At 58.7% G+C, this 18249-nt stretch carries 15 protein-coding genes; 8 read left to right on the top strand and 7 right to left on the bottom strand.

Annotated elements, in window-relative coordinates; genetic code table 11:
* Positions 1-57: 57 nt before the first annotated feature.
* Positions 58-1122 (bottom strand): DUF3298 domain-containing protein, encoded by a 1065-nt coding sequence (locus tag F8N36_RS10955; protein ID WP_291332850.1) that lies wholly within the window; start codon positions 1120-1122, stop codon positions 58-60.
* A gap of 98 nt (positions 1123-1220) precedes the next feature.
* Positions 1221-2441 (bottom strand): sodium:calcium antiporter, encoded by a 1221-nt coding sequence (locus tag F8N36_RS10950; RefSeq protein WP_291332849.1) that lies wholly within the window; start codon positions 2439-2441, stop codon positions 1221-1223.
* Between the two features lie 324 nt (positions 2442-2765).
* Between F8N36_RS10950 and F8N36_RS10945 the strand changes: the two genes are divergently transcribed.
* The 5 genes from F8N36_RS10945 to F8N36_RS10925 all read left to right on the top strand — a co-directional run bounded on the left by F8N36_RS10945 (position 2766) and on the right by F8N36_RS10925 (position 10368).
* The gene (locus F8N36_RS10945; protein ID WP_291332848.1) at positions 2766-4055 is read left to right on the top strand and encodes a YIP1 family protein; all 1290 of its coding nucleotides are present in this window, start codon (positions 2766-2768) and stop codon (positions 4053-4055) included.
* A gap of 8 nt (positions 4056-4063) precedes the next feature.
* Complete coding sequence (locus tag F8N36_RS10940; protein WP_291332847.1) at positions 4064-4408, top strand: hypothetical protein; 345 nt, start codon at positions 4064-4066, stop codon at positions 4406-4408.
* The gene (locus F8N36_RS10935) at positions 4405-5163 is read left to right on the top strand and encodes a hypothetical protein (RefSeq protein WP_291332846.1); all 759 of its coding nucleotides are present in this window, start codon (positions 4405-4407) and stop codon (positions 5161-5163) included. The genes F8N36_RS10940 and F8N36_RS10935 overlap by 4 nt, the downstream gene beginning before the upstream one ends.
* 455 nt (positions 5164-5618) lie before the next feature.
* A complete protein-coding gene (locus F8N36_RS10930; protein ID WP_291332845.1) occupies positions 5619-8615 on the top strand; it encodes a hypothetical protein in 2997 nt (998 codons plus the stop codon).
* A 553-nt stretch (positions 8616-9168) separates the two neighbouring features.
* Positions 9169-10368 (top strand): iron-containing alcohol dehydrogenase, encoded by a 1200-nt coding sequence (locus tag F8N36_RS10925; protein WP_291332844.1) that lies wholly within the window; start codon positions 9169-9171, stop codon positions 10366-10368.
* A gap of 146 nt (positions 10369-10514) precedes the next feature.
* Here the strand turns inward: F8N36_RS10925 and yedF are convergent, their stop codons facing one another.
* Positions 10515-11117, bottom strand: a complete 603-nt coding sequence (gene yedF, locus F8N36_RS10920; RefSeq protein WP_291332843.1) for a sulfurtransferase-like selenium metabolism protein YedF — start codon at positions 11115-11117, stop codon at positions 10515-10517.
* Positions 11118-11213: 96 nt separating this feature from the next.
* On the opposite strand from yedF, the gene F8N36_RS10915 reads away from it, so the two are divergent.
* On the top strand, positions 11214-12902 hold the full coding sequence (locus F8N36_RS10915) for a bacteriohemerythrin (RefSeq protein ID WP_291332842.1): 1689 nt from the start codon (positions 11214-11216) through the stop codon (positions 12900-12902).
* Between the two features lie 272 nt (positions 12903-13174).
* On the opposite strand, the gene F8N36_RS10910 is transcribed toward F8N36_RS10915, so the two are convergent.
* Together F8N36_RS10910 and F8N36_RS10905 are read right to left on the bottom strand one after the other, a co-directional pair.
* Entirely contained in the window at positions 13175-14929 is a 1755-nt protein-coding gene (locus F8N36_RS10910; protein WP_291332841.1) for a GNAT family N-acyltransferase, read from the bottom strand.
* A gap of 105 nt (positions 14930-15034) precedes the next feature.
* On the bottom strand, positions 15035-15430 hold the full coding sequence (locus F8N36_RS10905; protein ID WP_291332840.1) for a TraR/DksA C4-type zinc finger protein: 396 nt from the start codon (positions 15428-15430) through the stop codon (positions 15035-15037).
* 26 nt (positions 15431-15456) lie between these two features.
* Between F8N36_RS10905 and F8N36_RS10900 the strand changes: the two genes are divergently transcribed.
* On the top strand, positions 15457-15681 hold the full coding sequence (locus F8N36_RS10900; protein WP_291332839.1) for a hypothetical protein: 225 nt from the start codon (positions 15457-15459) through the stop codon (positions 15679-15681).
* Here the strand turns inward: F8N36_RS10900 and pdxT are convergent.
* Positions 15654-16232 carry a pyridoxal 5'-phosphate synthase glutaminase subunit PdxT gene (gene pdxT / locus F8N36_RS10895; protein WP_291332838.1) on the bottom strand — a complete coding sequence of 193 codons (579 nt, stop codon included), beginning with the start codon at positions 16230-16232 and terminating at the stop codon, positions 15654-15656. The two genes, F8N36_RS10900 and pdxT, sit on opposite strands and share 28 nt — an antisense overlap.
* Positions 16232-17113, bottom strand: coding sequence for a pyridoxal 5'-phosphate synthase lyase subunit PdxS (gene pdxS / locus F8N36_RS10890; protein WP_192113958.1), 882 nt, complete (start codon positions 17111-17113; stop codon positions 16232-16234). The genes pdxT and pdxS overlap by 1 nt, the downstream gene beginning before the upstream one ends.
* A 380-nt stretch (positions 17114-17493) precedes the next feature.
* Here pdxS and F8N36_RS10885 point away from each other — a divergent pair, with 380 nt between their 5' ends.
* Positions 17494-18246, top strand: a complete 753-nt coding sequence (locus F8N36_RS10885) for a hypothetical protein (RefSeq protein WP_291332837.1) — start codon at positions 17494-17496, stop codon at positions 18244-18246.
* The last annotated feature ends 3 nt before the right edge of the window (positions 18247-18249 follow it).

The following is an 18249-nucleotide window of genomic DNA, read 5'->3' as shown; positions in this document are numbered from 1 at the left end:
CCCCGACAGGGGCTTTTTGCATATCTGAAAGGGGGAATGTAGCACGCTGGCTTTGCCCTATTTTCCCCAGAGCAACAGAAGGGGGTGGGCGGGCAGCAGTTCCTCAAGGGGGATATCCACCTTTTGTGCGCCAGCCATGCCGGGAGCCACCTGGTAGGGCTGAAAGTTGATGCGTATGCCCGAAGGAGTCAGCGTCAGGCTGGCGAAATTTTCAGGCACCGGGCTCAGGCCCGTGCGCAGCATCTGCTCCTGCCGCATGCCGCCCAGTCGCTGGGTCAGCTCCTTGTGCGACCATGCGGACATGATGGCCAGAGCGGCATCGGGATCTTCAAAAATATCCACCAGTCCAAGCCGCTGCCCGCTGAGCAGGCTGTAGTTGAGAGTCATCACGTCCAGATTGCCCTGCGAGCCGCCTGTGTAGGTCCACACCTCAAAGGTGATGCTCAGCGCCTTGTCCGAGGGGTGACTGACGGCATACGAACACCACAGCTCGGGAACCGGGCGGTTGTTGTCCGGGTACAGGCCAGGCGAATTGAAGGTTTCTTCAAAAGCGTCGGCGATGCCGGTGGCCCAATTGCGGATATTGGCATCAATGGCGCGAACGCCCAGCGAGGGGTAGCTGAGGTTGATGTCCGGTTTGTCACCACGATTGGTGCGTACTATCTGGTGTTCAATGACACCGGGGCGGCGGGAACCGGAGATGATGGCGGCTGCCGCGTCCTTGTCGGTTTTTGTCGGGTTGGCGCTGTCGCCTGCCGGGGTCGGGCTCGGATTGCTGGAGCCAGAATTGTTAAGGGCAGGGCTGGCCGCCAGTTCGTGTGCCGGAGTTCCTTCTGCCTTTTCCGCGGTGTCAGCATCTACCTGAGCAGTTGCGGCGGGGGTGCCCAGCTGCGTTTCAGTCTGGGGCGGGTCGCCCTGCATGCCTGCCTGAACGGCGTCGGCCACAAGGGTCTCTTCGTGGGCAGCAGCGGCCTCTGGCCGGGGCGAATTATCTTTGTTGCTCAGAACAGCCGTTCCGGCTTTTGATGAGCCAGCAGGCTGCATCTCTGGCAGGCGGGCGGCAGAGACCACTTGCGCAGAAAGCAGCAGCGTAAAGAGCAATAAAGCGACTAGGCGAGGCATAATATTCCAATAAATGGCCGTACCGTCAGGCCAACTGAATTGTGCGGCAAAGCCCGCATGCAGGCCGCAGGGCGTGCATGCGGGCGTCAGATACAGAGTTAAACCTTAAAACCTTCACGCAGACGCAGCAAACCGCGCCAGTTGCGCAGCAGCAGCACCGCAGCCAGAACCAGATACACCTGCGCAAAGAAAAAGTGCAGGCGCAGCGGGTCGTGCGCAAGCCCCAGCAGGGCTTCGAGCTGAACATCATACATGGGCGAAAGCAGCTGGGCCGCGAAAAGGACGAGCAACCACACGGCTTCTCGCACCTGCAGGCGCAGATCTACCAGCAGGGCTACCGCAAACAGTGATTGTCCGGCCGTCAGTAGTATTTCCTGAAACTGGTGGGTGTCAAGATTAATAGAGGGTGAAAGCGAACCAAATGACGCGGCGTAGACACCGGGAATCATGCCGACGAGCAGGGTCCACTGGTTGAGCTTGGACGAAAGCAGGCTGCCCAGTGCCAGCGAGGCGTTGCCCCGGGCGGCAAACATGAGGGCAATGATGAATTCCGGCGATTCAGAGGCGATAGGCGCAAGCCACTGCACCAGAAGAAATTCGTTGATACCAAGCAGCTTGCCGCTGGCTACCAGGCTTTCGCTGAAGGGCTCGGCATTGCACATGATAACCAGCGCCGAGAAAATAAAAATCGCAATAACGCTGCGCAGGCGTACTTTTTTGGCAAATTGCGCCAGCAGGGCGGCGGGGCCTTCGGGTTCTTCTTCTTCCACAGGTCTGCGGGCGATAATGCAGATGTACCAGATATAGATGCCCAGCAGAACCACGCCGTCAACCCAGGTGAGCGAACCCTTGATGGGAATGAACAGGGCGTAAAGGGTAGCCAGGCCGAGAAAGAGCACGTCTGTACGCTTGTCGTCGGGCAGGGAGACACCAGAGTGAAACTTGCCCGCAAACACCAGCACGATGGCCGACCAGCCCACGCCTATGAGCAGCCGGTTGGCACCGGTCATGTTGGCGATGGCGTAGTGCGAATACGCACTCTCGGGGTGTTGCCCGGCCATCCAGGTAAAGTACATGTCCACGGCGTATTCTGGCAGCACTGCGATAAAGGCCACCACGGCCACGGCCACGGCCTGGGGAATGTCCATCTGGGCGACCTCGCAGGCCCAGGTAAGCAGAAATGACGCGCCCAGAATGGCCATGCCCGAAAGCAGGGCCACAACCAGGGGCGAAACATCCGGGTGCAGAAAACGGATGCAAAGGCCGGGCAGAGTCATGCCAACGGCGATAATGTAGGGGCGCAAAGCGCGAACTGTCATATGCTCTCCTTAAAAAATAAAAAAAAGACCTTGGCGTAAACGCCAAGGTCTCACTAATCGGTAGTACCGATGGCGACACCAGGCCAATGGCCATGCTGTTGATGTCGCCGGGGTTTCAAGAACCCAGTTACTCCCCTTGAGCCCTCAAAATAGCCGCAGCGGCTCAGGCTGTCAATGCTTCGGCGCGGGAAAACCGCCTCTGGGGCCGTTTTTATGGTCATTTGTATAATGCGGTGGTGGCGGCACTTGCCAGCACAGTGGGCTGCGGCTAGAGTGGCGGGGAATCATGCGTCGGTTTTTATCGGCCAGCCTAGGAGTCTTTTTGTGAATATTACTTGCCCGCGTTGCGGTTTCAGCCGCGAATTGCCCGCCGATCGTGCGCCTTCCAAGGCCGTAATCGCCACCTGCCCCCACTGCGCCTGCCGGTTCCGCCTTGTGCCTGGCACTGGTGTTACAGATGTGATTTCTGAACCGCCGGAACCTGAATTAAACGACGAGCAGCAGGGCGGCCAGCCACAGTCTGATGAATCCGGTTATTCCCATCCTCCTCAGGGCGGCTGGCATAGCGGCGGCGATGATCCTCTGCCGCCGGGAGCCATCGTGCCCGGCAATTCCAGCCCCCGCAAAAGCGCAGGTACTGATGTTGATGCCGATGCCGAGTCCGATTCCGAACCCCGCTACACTTCGGGGGGGGACAACCGCAGGCAGGGGGCGAAACAGCCCGCGCAGGAAGATAGCGAGGAAAAGGGCCTTGGCAACCTTTGGGGGCTGCTGGGCGGCAAAAGTATTTTTGGGCAGCGGGGCGGCAAGCAAACCGATGCCCGCAGCCGGGATAACGACAGGGGTAACGGTCGGGATGACGACGGCGACAGCCGCAACTCTCACCGCAGTATTTTTGGAGCGGGCAACGATCGTGGGGACGAAGGCCGCGCTGCCAGCGACGCCTATGCGCGTGAGGCGGCCCGTTTTGAAAACGGAGACGACGACAGCAACCATGTGCCAGCCAACCCCTGGGATGCGGCCCCGGAACCAGACGGCTGGATACCCGCCTTTTATCACACCTGCATGCGGGTCATGTTTGGCGCGCACAATTTTTATGACCACGTACGCGCCGATACTCCGCAGGTGCGTCCTCTGGTGTTCTATCTGATCATTAGCGTCATTCAGGTGATCATTGAAAGGGTGTGGTCGGGCATATTTCTTTCGCTTATGTCACCCAGCGCCGCAACTGATCCAGAGCTGGAAAAAATGCTCATTCTGCTGTCACCCCAGCTCAGTCTGCCCATGACCATTCTGCTCAAAACGGGCGTTTCAGTGGTGCAGCTGTATGTGCTTACGGCCCTGATGCATTTTACCTATGGCTTTATTACCGGCAAAAGGCCCGAATTTTCGCTGGTGTTTCAGGTGGCGGCGTACGCGGCCGCGCCTTCGCTGCTGTGCGTTGTGCCACTGCTTGGCTCCATTGTGGGCTTCATATGGATGGTTGCCTGCGTGCTTGTGGGCTGCCGTACGGTGCTCAATCTTACATGGCCTCAGGCATTCATGGGGTTTGCGCCCGTGGTGCTGCTGCTTGCGCCCCTATTGTTGCAGGTGATGAAGGCCGCTCAATTCTGAGGATAGCCATGGCCCGCTTCTGGCGAAGGATTGCGCAATTCTGGCATGAATTTCGCAATTGTCGTAAATATGGCGCAATCATAAAGCCGGACTCCATCCGCGCTCAGGCCGAAGACCTTGGGCACCTGGCGGAACTGGCTGGACGGAGCGGTGCGCTGGCAGAAGCGGAGTCGCGCCACCTGGCGCAGCTAGGGCAGGAAATGCGCAATCTTGTGCTTATGACCAGGCAGACCACCTTTTGCAGAATTCCGGCAGAAAAACGCCGGGATCTGTACGAAAGTTTGTCGCAGGCCAGGCAGAAGCTGCTCGATTCCATGCAAAAGTCATGTCTGGCCTCGGAGAAAACGCAATGATTCTTCATAATGAACGCTCGGGCAACGGCAGGGGCTTGCGTATGTGCAGACGCGCGGCACTGGTGGCATCGCTGGTTGTGGTGATACTGCTGGGCGGTTGCGCCACACCCCACGATGACAGCTACCAGACCGTCAACGTGACCGGCAATTTTGGCACGCCCTTTCAGGTGCAGATAAACAATTTTGTGCGTCGCCAGCCCCCGGCGATTTACGTGGCCCCGCAATCTGTGCTGGGGCGTCGGCCCCGTGCCCTGTTCGTTCCCCTGCGCGCCACCCAGCAGATAGCCAACCCCGTGAGCTTCAGCGAAATGCTCTCCCGTCAGGTTTGGCAGGTATGGCTTTCGCTCAACGCTTTTCAGGCTTTGGAATACGCCCCGCAGGGCGCACCTTTTGAACCTTCGCGCGCCATTGCCCTTGCCCGCCAGAAAGGGGCGGAAATGGTCGTGGGCGGCTACATCAATCATTATATGGATGGTGGCAGCGGTGGTTCCAGCTCCATGTCGCTGGCGATCGAGGTGTACGACGCCCGTTCCGGCACGCTGCTGTGGTCAATGGCCCAGGGCGGCATGATGGAAGCACGCCAGGTGCACGATTTTTATCTTTTCTCCATACGCGAGCGTAACCCTGGCGATCCCTCGGGCTTTATTGCCCGTTCGTTGGCCTGGGACATGGGGCGCGAGGTTCTGGCCTGGGTTGACCCCTCATCCAAGGAAAAATCGTTTTTCGACACCATATTTGGTACAAAGGCCTTTTAGCCTCTTGCCGCAATCTTTCTGATCAGGCCCGGCCCATTTTTGTGGGCCGGGCCTGCTATTTGGTAGGGGGGAGGCGAAAAAATTTTCGTTCTGACCTTCGATTGTGATTTTTAAAACAATTATATGCCGAATTTAAAATTTTATTAAATGTTACAACAAGATATAAAATAGCCGCAGGGTAGCCTGGTGCAAGGGGCAGGGCAGTATGCCTTTTTGGGCTTTATTCGCCAGCTAAGGAAAAAGCTCTGTTTGACGAAGCCCTTGCCACAGGTTAAGTAACGATAAATACTAGGACTGTTCATTTCATCACAATCTGTCTGGCGATATGGCTGGCAAGCCAGAGGCGCATAATTTTTGGGCCTTTGTTTGCCCAAAGACAGAATGTGGTGTAAATGCAGTTCGTTGCCGGTCTTTCCCCAAAACGTGTATGGGAAACGGCAGAAAGGAGTTACGCCGTGTGTGCCAAGTCGCAAGGTATCTATTTTGACAAGCAGGACAGAGATATACTGGCTCTGGTGAACCGTATTCTGGAATCCGATGGCAAACAGTCGGACACCTTCCTGTTTGACCCCAGTCTGCACCCCCACGGCATCAAGGAACTGGTGGCAACGCCTGTTTCACGCATGGCATATGCGGTCATCAACCTGCTGCGCAACCTGCAGGCAGGGCGCACCCAGGCACGTGATCGTCTGCTTGCTCTCAAGACCCTGTACGACGAAGTGCTCAACAGCGCGCATTCTGCCCTGCGACGCAACACGGCGCGCGCGCTCATGCAGATCATGAAAAGTATGGTGCGCGCCCACGGCGACCAGCTTGAGCAGCTCAAACTGGCCCACGATTTTCGGCGTACCGTGCAGGGAACCCCACGCGTGGTGCGGCGCATGCTCGCCCGTTACCACCTGCCCGAAATGCCTGAAAGCTGGAACCAGCTGGCATTTGACGACCACGTTTACGATGCCAACACCAAGGGCCGTAAAACGCCCACGCACCTGATTATGGATGCCTGGATCAAGGGCATGCGTTCCCTTACTGTTGCCTACGAATACTGGGTGCAGCCAGAAGCTGCGCGCGAAATACTGCGTGCGGCAGAAATTACTGGCATTGGCGTGCGTATCGGGCTGGAATTTCACCTGCCGTTCTACGGGCGTTTCATCAGTCTGTTCTGGATTCCCCGCGGTTTCAGCTCCAACGAAGATTTTCTGGAATTTTTGCACAGCCCCAAGATGGCCGAGCTCATGAAGCGTGGCCGCGAGGTTCTGCGCTGGCGGCGCGAGCGCGTGCTCGAAAGTCTGGCTTTGTGGAACGAGTACCAGCGTCCACAGCTTGAGGCGCAGTGGGAAGTGCCCGTGCCGGAAATGCCCGGCGAGGATTTTTTGCGGCATGTGGGCCGTGGGCAGGCCTCTGGCCTGCACCTTGCGGAAGCCTTGCACCACCATGTGCTGCCCTCTCTGCGACAGCGGGCAGCCCTGTTGCAGGAACGCGGCGGCGACGAGGCTGCAGCCGAGCTGGTATTTCTGGAAAACCTGGGCGCAGAATACATTGCCGACCACTGGCTTTCTCCCGTGGAGCACCCGGAAATGCCCGATCTCACCAACCCCTGCACATACAGCGAGCTGCCTCCGCTCATGCAGCTTTCTGTGGGCGAGTTGACCCGTGAACTGGCCGACCTCAACCCTGGTTACCGGCTTGTGCTCACCACCAAGGGCCTGAGCGTGGAAGACGTGGCCGAACTTTTATGGGACAGTCAGGGCAGTATCAGCCATCTGGAAATTTTCAACATGCGCGGCTGGATGGAAGGCAAGCACGCCAGCCTCAAGGCCATCAGCGAGTTGCAGCAGGCGCTCAACGAAGGACTTGGCCCGCGTGTAAAGCAGATGATCCGCCTCATGGTGCGGCGCATGGACAACCAGGACGAGACGCGGGCGGCCAAGTTTCGACATATTCTGCACAACGTACCGAAATTGTGGGAACACTACCGCAACAAGCCTCTGGGGTCGCGTCTTGGCACAAGCTCTGTGAGCCGCGATTCTTACGGCATGGGCTTTGTTCTGCGCGAAACCCTGCCCGCGCGTAGCCGCAAGTTTTACGCCCGTGACCAGAAACAGCCCGATATCCCCGTGTGCTCACCCGTTGAGGAATGCGTGCGCTATATCAAGCCGCGCAATCCATCGCCCTGGCAGCGCGCCCTGAGGGTGCTCAGTCCTCTGCCGGGTTGCCGCCATCTGGGCATGGAACGCCATACGGTGTGGAAAACCGCCAGTGTGGATTTCAGGGTATGCGGCAAGGGCAACGTGCTCAATCTGGGCGGTCTGAGCCTTACGAGCGGCAACGGTCTGGTGGCCAAGCCCACGGAAAAGGAAAACGTGCCTCTGGGCACGGCCTATCTCAACAGCACCATTGGCAACTGCCTCAAGGTGCTGCTGGGCTTTTGCCCCGCGTTTTTTTCGTTCATGTACACCCAGAACTGGTGGTTTCTGGCCTGGTTTGGCACGTTTATATGGTTTGGCATCACGGGTGTGCGCAACGTGGTGCAGATGGTCATGGCGGCCAAGGGGGCCACGCGCTCCACACTCATACACTGGCGCGATCAGGTAAATGTAAGCCGTTTGTGCGATTCGCTCATGTTTACAGGGTTTTCAGTGCTGCTGCTCGAAATGCTGGTGCGTGTGGTGCTGCTCGACAGAACCCTTGGCATTACCGCAGCCCAGAATCCCTGGGTGGTCTTCGGCGTGCTCAGTCTTGTGAACGGCATATACCTGTGCGCCCACAACGTATTTCGCGGCTTTCCCAAGGAAGCGGCCATCGGAAACCTCTTTCGCAGCATCATGGCCATCCCCATCTCGTCGCTGTACAACTGGGTACTGTACCAGGCAGCCTTTCTTCTGGGGGTGGATAATCCTGCCATGTATCTGGTGCCCAGTGCCGCCGTTATTTCCAAAACGGCATCGGACACCGTAGCGGCCATTATTGAAGGTTATGCCGACAGCCAGGTGAACCTGCGCATGCGGCGGTGGGACTACCGCAGCAAGCTGACCAACGTTTTTGACTGTTATACCCGCCTTGAACTGCTGTTTCCCGACGAAGATGCGCTTATCAAGCTGGCCAAGCCTGGGGGCTTGCAGGGCAGCGGTGGTGTGATGGGCAAGGAAGTCGAGCGGGCCTTTATCATCAATGCCCTCGACCTCATGTATATCTGGTTTTACCAGCCGCGTGCCCAGGATGCCTTTCGCCAGATCGCCAGAACCATGCCAGAGGCCGACCGCAACGTGCTCGCGCGGGCCCAGCTTGTGCTTACCCGTGAGCGCGAGGTCAGCCAGATGCTGGTGGACGGCCTGCTGGGCCGCAATTTTTCCCGTCCGCTGGCTTTCTATCTGGATAAACGCAAAGAATATCTGCGTCGATTGAGCCGCATGTGCCGGCCAGGGAAGATGCGCGAACCCGGTGCATTTTAACGGATAAAAAATTTTTTTATGGCTGGTCAAAGCCCGCGAAAAATGCTACTTAGCTATCTAACAGTCTGTATTTAAAGAAAATTGGGCAGTTTGTATCTGGGGCACGAATTCACAACCTCTCATTGCAACTACGGCGCTTGCCGCCGCTGACGGGCCCTGACCCGCCATACATGCGAAGTATGGGAACGACGCGGTTCCCTTCTTCAGGCCACCGACGAAAGGTAACTTTTGGCGGTGGCTTTTTCGTTTTTGGGGTGGATAAAAAAGGCTGGCGTGCAACAATCCTGTTATATCACGGTTTTGATTAAATCGAGAGCATTGTGTGTTCAATCAATCAAAGGTATTCTGTGTATATACGCCTCTTGCGATGCAAAAGCTTGTGCAAAAAATAACTTACAAATGTGAATATGTAGAGAAAAAAAGAACTAAACAATTGCACTGATATGCTTGCATTGGCATTTTATATGGGATATTTTTTACCACAGGAGTAATTCTTACTTACCACAGGGCTATTTCATACTGATGTGCCCCTGTATAACAAAAGGAGTCACGAATGAGTACAGATCTTAAGAGCATGCATATGGGTCAGATCACCTCGTTCTTTATCCCCAACGTCACTTTGGTGGGTGAGGGATGTTCTAAAGAGATTCCTGTTCGTCTGAAAAGCATTGGCGGTGCCAAGCCCCTGGTTGTGACCGACCAGGGCATCGTGAATGCCGGTATCCTTAAAGTGATCACCGATATTCTTGATGCCGCCAAGATGAAGTACGCCATATACGACAAAACCATCCCCAACCCCACTGACAACAACGTTGCCGAAGCCTTTGAAGTATACAAAAAGGAAAAGTGTGACAGCATTGTTACCCTTGGTGGCGGTAGCTCGCACGACTGCGGCAAGGGCGTGGGCTTTCTCGCTGGCAACGGCGGCAAGATCCATGACTACGAAGGCGTGGACAAGTCCAAAAAGCCCTTCCCCCCTTATGTTGCAGTAAATACCACCGCTGGTACGGCCTCGGAAATGACGCGTTTCTGCATCATCACCGACACCTCGCGCAAGGTTAAGATGGCCATTGTTGACTGGCGCTGCACCCCCAGTGTTGCCATCGATGACCCGGTTCTGATGATGGGCATGCCCCCGGCGCTTACCGCCGCTACGGGCATGGATGCTCTGACCCATGCCGTAGAAGCCTATGTTTCTACCGCCGCCACGCCCATGACCGACGCCTGCGCTGAAAAAGCCATGGAATACATCAACCGCTACCTGCGCCGCGCCGTTGCCAACGGCCGCGACAAGGAAGCCCGCGAAGGCATGTGCTACGCCCAGTATCTGGCCGGTATGGCCTTCAACAACGCCAGCCTTGGCCACGTGCACGCCATGGCCCACCAGCTGGGTGGCTTCTATGACCTGCCCCACGGCGAATGCAATGCCATTCTGCTGCCCCATGTGTGCGAATACAACCGCATCTCCAGCCGCCGCCGTTTTGGCCGCATTGCCCAGCTGCTGGGCGAACTGACCCAGGGCATCAGCGCCGACGAAGCCTCGCGCAAGGCCATCACCGCCATCAACATTCTTTCCAAGGACGTGGGCATTCCTGACGGCCTGATCGCTCTTGGCAAAAAGTATGGCAAGGAAGTGCGTGAATCCGACATTCCTACCATGACCGCCAACGCCCAGAAGGACGCCTGCGGCCTCACCAACCCCCGCACCATGACCGATGCGGCCGTGGCCAGCATCTACAAGGCTGCCCTGTAGCGGAACAGACGATTCCGGAAGTCTGAACTGCCTCCATTGGCGGTCCTGCTGAGGTTTCTGGAACTACAATAACGCAAAAAGCGGCGTGGACAGGGTCCATGCCGCTTTTTGCGTTTGTGGGCAGACCATGCCCGAGGATCGATGCCTCAGGGACGGATGACCTTGCCCGCCAGATCAAGGCTGGTGACAATATCAAGCATGTTTGAGGTGTCGCCCACGGCCTTGGCTTCCAGCAGGCCAAAGTGTGCAAGGCATGTGCCGCAAACCAGCACCGAAACGCCTTCAGCCTCCAGCTTTTTCAGCGCATCGAGGGCGGGTCCGGGGCATGATGCCAGTTTCACGCCGCCGTTGATGAGCACAATGCGCCACAGACGTGAGCCCAGCTCTGGCAGGGTGCCCAGAAAGTTGCCCATAAGCTTGCCGCCCAGCACGTCGTCGCCACGGCCAATGGTTTCTGTGGTTATGAGCACCAGAGTACGGCTGTTGCCTTCTGCTGCGGGCGCGGCCTGCGGTGTCTGCTGCGGGGCGGGGGCCTCACCATCTGCAGTGGCGCTTATGCGCCAGCAGTCGGGGCCTTCCTGATTTGCAGCAACACAAAAGCCGCGCCCTTCAAAAAAGCGCCGCACGTTTTCACGCGCAGGCTCATTATCCACCAGCACTTCAAGTGCCCGAGCGCCGCCCGTCACGGCATCGCGGCTGCGTATCACCGGCTGGGGGCAGGCAAGCCCCCGGCAATCAAGCTGTTCCATAATTATCCTCCGGCCAAGTATGTGAGATTTACAACTATTAAGGGTAAGGGTAGAGAGAAAAAAGCCGATAGGCAAGTTAAAGTAAGGTAGGCATATATGGGCATTGCGCTTCAGGTAATAATAATTGTCGCTCTGGCAGGTCTTGCCTTGCTGGGGGGCATACAGGGCATTGGCTGGCTTGTTGCCAGCATTGCTTTTGTTTGTGCGGCAGTGGATATGTGGCTGTGGGTGAGCAGGCGCAACCGGACGGCACGCCTGGAACAGTGCCTTGGTGCAGCGCCGCTTGCCAGCCCGAGGCCGGGGGCTTCATCGCCTTCTGGCGAGGCCGAGGTGGAACTGCGGGCTGTGCTGTGCATCGATACCCTGCGCGATACGCTGAAAGCCAAGGTTGATCCTCAGGTTGTTGCGACATTGCAGGCGCGTAACAACGAGCTTGACCAGAAGCTCAAGGAATCTGAAACCCTGGTCGAAACCCTGCGCAAGAGGCGTGAAAAGGGCGTTATAGCCCTGAACAAGGCCCATGACGTGTGCAACAGGCTCTCTGGCGACATGCGCAAGCTTGCAAGCCTGATCAAGGACGTGAACGGCAGTGTGGCCGTGCAGCGCGACAGGCTTGAACACACCAGCGCCGCCATGGAACAGGTGGCCGACACTGCCAGTCTTGCATCGCTGCGTGTGCGAGAGCTTTCAGAAAGTGCCCAGAGTTCCAGCGCCAGCGCGACCACGGGCGAGCAGGAAGTTGTGGGCGCCGTGGGTTCCATTGACAGGGTGCGCGATACCATTGTGCAGCTCAAGGAAGCCATGGCTGGTCTGGGTGAAAAAGCCAGCAATATCGGTCAGGTCATGAGTGTCATCAACGAGGTGGCCGACCAGACCAACCTGCTGGCCCTTAACGCCGCCATCGAGGCAGCCCGCGCGGGCGAGGCCGGGCGCGGCTTTGCCGTAGTGGCCGACGAGGTGCGCAAACTGGCTGAAAAGACCATGGGCGCCACCAAGGAAGTGGAAGAAGCCGTCAAAGCCATTCAGGAAGAAACCCGCCGCAATGTGCTGACCGTGGACAGCGCCGCCCAGCTGAGCGTGGATGCGGCAGACAAGGCCACCAATGCCGGTTCGGTAATGCGCACCATTCTGCAGAGCATGGCCGACACGGCAGACCACCTTGGCAGTATTGCCTCCGGCGCGGTAGAGCAGTCCGAGCGTAGCGCGGGAACCAATGGAGCCCTTGAGGAGATTCGCGGCGCGGCAGAAAAGACCTCCAAAAACATGGAAGTCTTCACCGCGTCGCTGCTGGCCTTTCAGAGCGGCATGGAAGAACTGGACATGATCGTCAACGCCCTGGTGGCAGGCGATTATGATCAGGCCACCTCGAACAGGTTTGTGGAATGGACGCCCAAGCTTGCTCTGCATGTGCCGCTGGTGGACAGGGAACACAAGCTGCTCATCGACTACATCAACGAGCTCCATCAGGCCATGACGCACAACAAGCCCATCTCTGAGATGATTGCAGTGCTCAAAAAACTGCGCGACTACACGGCTACGCACTTCGGTGACGAAGAAAAGCTGTTCAACGTGCCCGCCTACAAGGCCGCCGCAGAACACATGCAGATACACAAAAAATTCGTCGCCAAGCTGGATGAAGTGGAAGAGCAGCTGCGCATGGGTACTGCCACGGTAAGCATGGATCTGCTGACCTTCCTCAAGGATTGGCTGGTGCAGCACATTATGGGCACAGACCCCACCTATCTGCCTTTCCTGCGTACAGAGGACAAGGAGCCCGGCTTTTAAAGCTGGCAGAGCTGGTAGACTGAACGTGATAAGGAGGCCCCAAGGGGCCTCCTTTTTTGTTGCAGGCAGCGCTGTGGAATATGCAGCATCACATGCAGAAGGGGGGCCCCCCCCCCGGGGGGGGGGGGGGGGCGCCGCGGGGGGGGGGGGGGGCCCCCCCCTGCCGTGAGGGACGGCTGATTGCAGGGTGTTTATGCCGGGTCCATGAAAAGTCGTTTTTATCAGCCTCTGTCTGCGGCGTACTGCCACAAAAAGGCGGTCACAGCCGCAAGCTAGACTGGCGCGGAACTGTTACGCAACCTGCGCATGCCTTCCTCGCCCACATAGCGGCGCAACTGCTTGTCGGGGGCGTTGAGCAGGTCAACCACCAGCAGTGCGTCGAGTGTGCCAAAGGTGCGATCTTCGTGAAAGGCGGCAATGCGTCCGCCCAGTTGCAGATAATGCTTGAAAAGTATGGGCAGGGTGCGTCCACCTTCCATTTGCCGCACCAGGTTGTTGACGGCCTTGTAGTCGAGGTGCTGGGCAAAGGGCAGTTCTTCACGCAGTCTGCGGGGGTGCTTGCCGCGCACAAGGGTGGCCAGCGGCGCATCCCAGTGACGCAGCCGCAGATGCCGCCACAACAGGTCCACAGACTGCTGGCGGTAATTCAGACCGATGCTGGCGGGGCCAAACAGGGTACGCACCCTGTTGCGCAGGGCCAGCTGGCCAATGCCCTTCCACAGCAGGAGCAGGGGGGTGTAGTCGCGCTGGTATTCGGGGCAAACAAAGGCGCGGCCCAATTCCAGCGCATTGCCGCACTGCTGGAAAAATTCCGGCTCGTAGTCAAAGAGAGAGGCTGTGTAGAGGTGTTTTTTTGAACAGTGCCGGGTGTCTTCGGGGCGGACAACGCGGGCGCGGTATGATCCGGCGATGCTTTTGCCTTCCTCGTCCAGCAGCAACAGGTGCGAATACTGCGGGTCGTAGCAGTCTGTATCGCGCGACTGGCCAGAGCCTTCGCCCAAAGCGCGGAACGCCTCCTCGCGCCTTCTGGTCAGTTCGTCGAGCAACAGAGGAGATTCGTCACCTTCCACAAGATACACGGCATAGCGACCTTCGCGAGCCAGCAGGCGGTCTTCCGGCAGGGCGGCCAGGCTGACCATGATGTCCATTTTTTCCGCTGCCGTGGCCAGCGGCGCGCACTGCTCGGCGCGGCGTTCTGTGTGAACTTCGGAGCCAAGGGCAGAGCGGCACAGACCAAGGCAGTGGGTGCGCTGTTCGTGGGTCAGGCCGGTCAGAGTATCTGCGGCAATGGCCTCGCCCACGATCATGCGTGCGTTGCTGCCACGCTGCCTGAACAATGTGTGGGGCAGAAGCGCCTCGCCCAGATTGTCGCGCAGCATGGTGGCAGCGATAAACAGGGGGTTGTAGCGCACAGACATGTGCAGGGGCACAAAGTTCAGGCCGGGAACGTCCGAATTGCGGCCAGTGAGCCTGCTGAGCAGGCGCGACCAGGGCTGCTCGGCAATGCCACGCCCAAAGTGCCAGCGAGCCACCTCGCCAGCAGGAAAAATACCCAGGGCACCGCCCTTGCGCAGGTGGTTCATGGCGCTGCGCAGCACAGCTGCGTTGGATACCGCGCCGCCAGAAAGGTCGAGCGGCAGCAGCATGGGAGCCAGCTGGGCAATCTGCGGAATACGCAAGAGAGCGGCACTGGCGAGGATTTTGAGATCGGGCCGCGCCCTGCCGCACAGGGCGGCCATCATCAACCCTTCCAGCGCGCCGGAAGGGTGGTTGGCAAAAAGAATGACCGGGCCTTCGGCGGGGATGCGACCCAGGTCGCCACGCAGGCACTCGGGGATTACATCAAGGGCCGTGAGGCAGGCCGTAGCAAAGGTTTGGGGGTCGCCGCACTGGGGAAGCGTGTAGGCCATTTTTCCCAGCCGGGCAAAGCCCGAAATCTGGCGGGCCATGGCGCGGGCCAGCCGCCCAACACTTCTGACCAGCGGGCGGCCAGGCGCAAGGGATAAGGTGTCTGCATTGCCGGGCATGTGGATTCTCCTGTGCTTGGGCCAGGGCGCACGCGTTGCATGCGCCTTGCTGGCGGGTTCCGATTCTGCGAAAGCTGTTTGTGGGTTACTGTCGCGCAGGGTGCACTAGCAGTATTCAGCGCAGCATTCGTTGGAAAACTGTGTTTTCTTCATCTGGATCATGCCTATCTGCATGTCGTTTTCGATATTTTGCTGGCATTCGCAGCAACGGGTTGCTCCCGGCGCGGCCATAAGACGGGCAAGGGGAATTTCTTCGCCGCATTCCTCACAGCGGCGCGGGCCGCCGTGACGCAGCAGGCTCACAAGGCTCTGGAGTTCCTGAATGCGCTGCGAGCTGCGGCGGGCGCTGCAATGGGCTATGTGGGCCGCCTCAAGATGGCTGGCTGCGTCCAGTTCGTCCGCGCAGTGCTGCGCCTGAAAAACGTCGCGCAGCTGGGTGAGACGGTGCATTTCTTCGTTCAGTTCACCCTGTAGACGCTGCAAAGTGTGCATGTTGTCCATGGTCTGCCTCCTCCGGGATTGCTCCGATGGTTGAACTGTTGCTCTTGGGGCATCATGAACTTGCAGGTTTGCGTTACGGTGACGCGCAGGTGAATTTGTGCGTCATGTTGGCGGCAAATTTGTGGAGGGCAGGGGGGGCAGAAGGGGCGACGGGTGCTTCAAATGAAAAAGCCCACCCCGCTTGCGGGATGGGCTTTATTGTCTCTATCTGTTCAGCTTGCGGCTATTTGCCGCAAAAAGACAGAAAGTAGCTGTGCATGCGTGTGTCTGGCGTGAGCTCGGGGTGGAAGGACGTGGCCAGAATGTTGTTCTGGCGCACGGCTACAGCCTGACCGTTTACTTCTGCCAGCACGGTTACGCCCGCACCTACGCCGGTGATCACTGGCGCGCGGATGAAAACCGCCGGGATGGGGTCGGCCCCAATCTCGGGTATGGTCAGATCGGTTTCAAAGCTGTCCACCTGCCTGCCAAAAGCGTTGCGGCGCACGGTTGCGTCTAGCACGCCCAGGCGGGGTTGGTCCGAGTTTTCAATTTCGCGACACAGCAGAATCAGCCCGGCGCAACTGCCATAAACAGGCATGCCGTCGAGTATGCGCTGGCGCAGGGGCTCAAGCATGTTCCATTCGTTAAGCAGCTTGCCCATGGTGGTGCTTTCGCCGCCGGGAATAATCAGGGCGTCGATGCCATCAATATCCTTGAGCTGGCGCACCTCGCGGGCCGTTGCGCCCAGGCGGGCAACAGCGGCCACATGCTCGCGAAAGGCTCCCTGAAGAGCCAGAACGCCTACACAAAGTCCAGACATTACCAACCCCGTTCCTGCATGCGCTCGGCAGAAGGAATGGTGGAGATTTCAATGCCCACCATGGGTTCGCCCAGATCGCGCGAGATTTCGGCAAGCATGGCGAAATCGTTGTAGTTGGTCACGGCCTGCACAATGGCCTTGGCGCGCTTGGCGGGGTCGCCAGACTTGAAGATGCCGGAGCCGACGAACACGCCGTCGCAGCCGAGGTGCATCATCATGGCGGCGTCGGCGGGGGTGGCAATGCCACCAGCGGCAAAGTTCACCACGGGCAGGCGGCCTTCCTTGCGCACGGCGTAGCACACTTCAAGGGGAGCGCCGATTTCCTTGGCGTAGTTGGCAACTTCGGCTTCGGGCAGGCTGCACAGCTTGCGCACATCGTCCATCACCTGGCGGCAGTGGCGCACGGCTTCAACCACGTTGCCGGTGCCGGGTTCACCCTTGGTGCGGATCATGGCAGCGCCTTCGGCGATGCGGCGCAGGGCTTCGCCCAGGTTGCGGCAACCGCACACAAAAGGCACGGTAAAGTCGCGCTTGTCGATATGATATTTGTCATCGGCGGGGGTGAGCACTTCGCTTTCGTCGATATAGTCCGCACCCATGGCCTCAAGAATACGGGCTTCAACAAAGTGGCCGATACGGGCCTTGGCCATGACGGGAATGCTCACCACTTCCATGATACGCTTGACGATGGTGGGGTCGGCCATGCGGGCCACGCCGCCTGCGGCGCGAATGTCGGCGGGTACGCGTTCCAGGGCCATGACTGCGCAAGCTCCCGCTGCTTCGGCGATTTTAGCCTGTTCGGGAGTGGTGACGTCCATGATCACGCCGCCTTTGAGCATTTCAGCAAGGCCTGTCTTCAGGCGGATGGTGCCCTGTTCCATATCTTTCTACTCCTTCTGAGCCGTGGAACGGCTTGTGATAAATATCTGCGCACCGCCCAATCGGCGGCTTTGCTGGCGTGTATATATGTCAATAAACCGCACCTGACAATATGATACCTGTCATGATCCTCGCCCGGTGCGTGACGGGGCAAAAAACTTTTGCTCCGGCCCACTGTGGCTTGCGCTTCGGGCTTCCTCTGGCTATGCTTAAGGACTCAAAAGGAAGTATGATGACAGAAAGTTCCCCCATTCTTTTGCCATTGCTTCGCGGCCCACTGCCTTCGCACGCGTTTGAAACGCCCGCGCAACCCGATCATGCCCCGATCGACGGGACAGGATCAGCCCCCCAGTGGAGCGGGGCTTTGCGCCTTTGGCCTGGCTTGCCCGATGCACCCGCCGATTATTTCTGCCCGGATAAATATCCTTTTTCGCCGCGCGAGGCCCAGGCTTGCCTTGGCGACCTGCAACAGATGGGCGACGCTGCTCTTTCCGGCTTGCCGGTTGGGGCTGCTGCCGCCGCTGGCAATTCGCGCGCCGCGCGTCGCGCCTCCGAAATGGCCCTGATCAAGGGGCTGGATAATTCGGACGGCAACACAGCAGCCGCGCTTGCGGCAGAGGCTGCCCGCAAGGAACAGCTGGCGCTCAGCCAGGCGCAAAAAACCCTGCTGTGGACCTGGCTGCAAGAGGAAAGACTGGCTGATCTGGCTGAACTTACGGCCTGTTTCGCCAACACGGCGGGCGGGCTCACCGCCGCCCTTGGCGTGGATGCCGACGAAGACTTGGACGGGCTTGCGCCCGACGCCCTCACGGGTGATCTGGTGCGTCTTAGCGCGCCCATAGCGCTGGATGCGGGCCTTGTGCCGCCGTGGCGTCTGGTGACGGCCAATGCACTCTACTTTGTGCCCGCAGACTCCCCCCTGATTATTGAAGACCCCATGCGTGAAGATCTGCTTGATCTGTTTGATTTTGTCCCGGCCCCGAACAGGCAGGGGCTTCTTGCGGGCGCAGCGGCCAGGGCCGTTGCGGTGGAAACCCGCGCCCCGGGCTGGAAGGTGCTTGGCCACACCCGGCCCACCGGCCAGCCGCCGCTGGATGCTGAGCGCGTGTGGATAACCTGGAGGGTCGAGGCGTGACAG

The organism is Desulfovibrio sp., from assembly GCF_009712225.1.
In the GTDB taxonomy this organism is placed as follows: Bacteria; Desulfobacterota; Desulfovibrionia; order Desulfovibrionales; family Desulfovibrionaceae; genus Desulfovibrio.
This window is presented reverse-complemented; position numbering and strand designations above follow the sequence as displayed.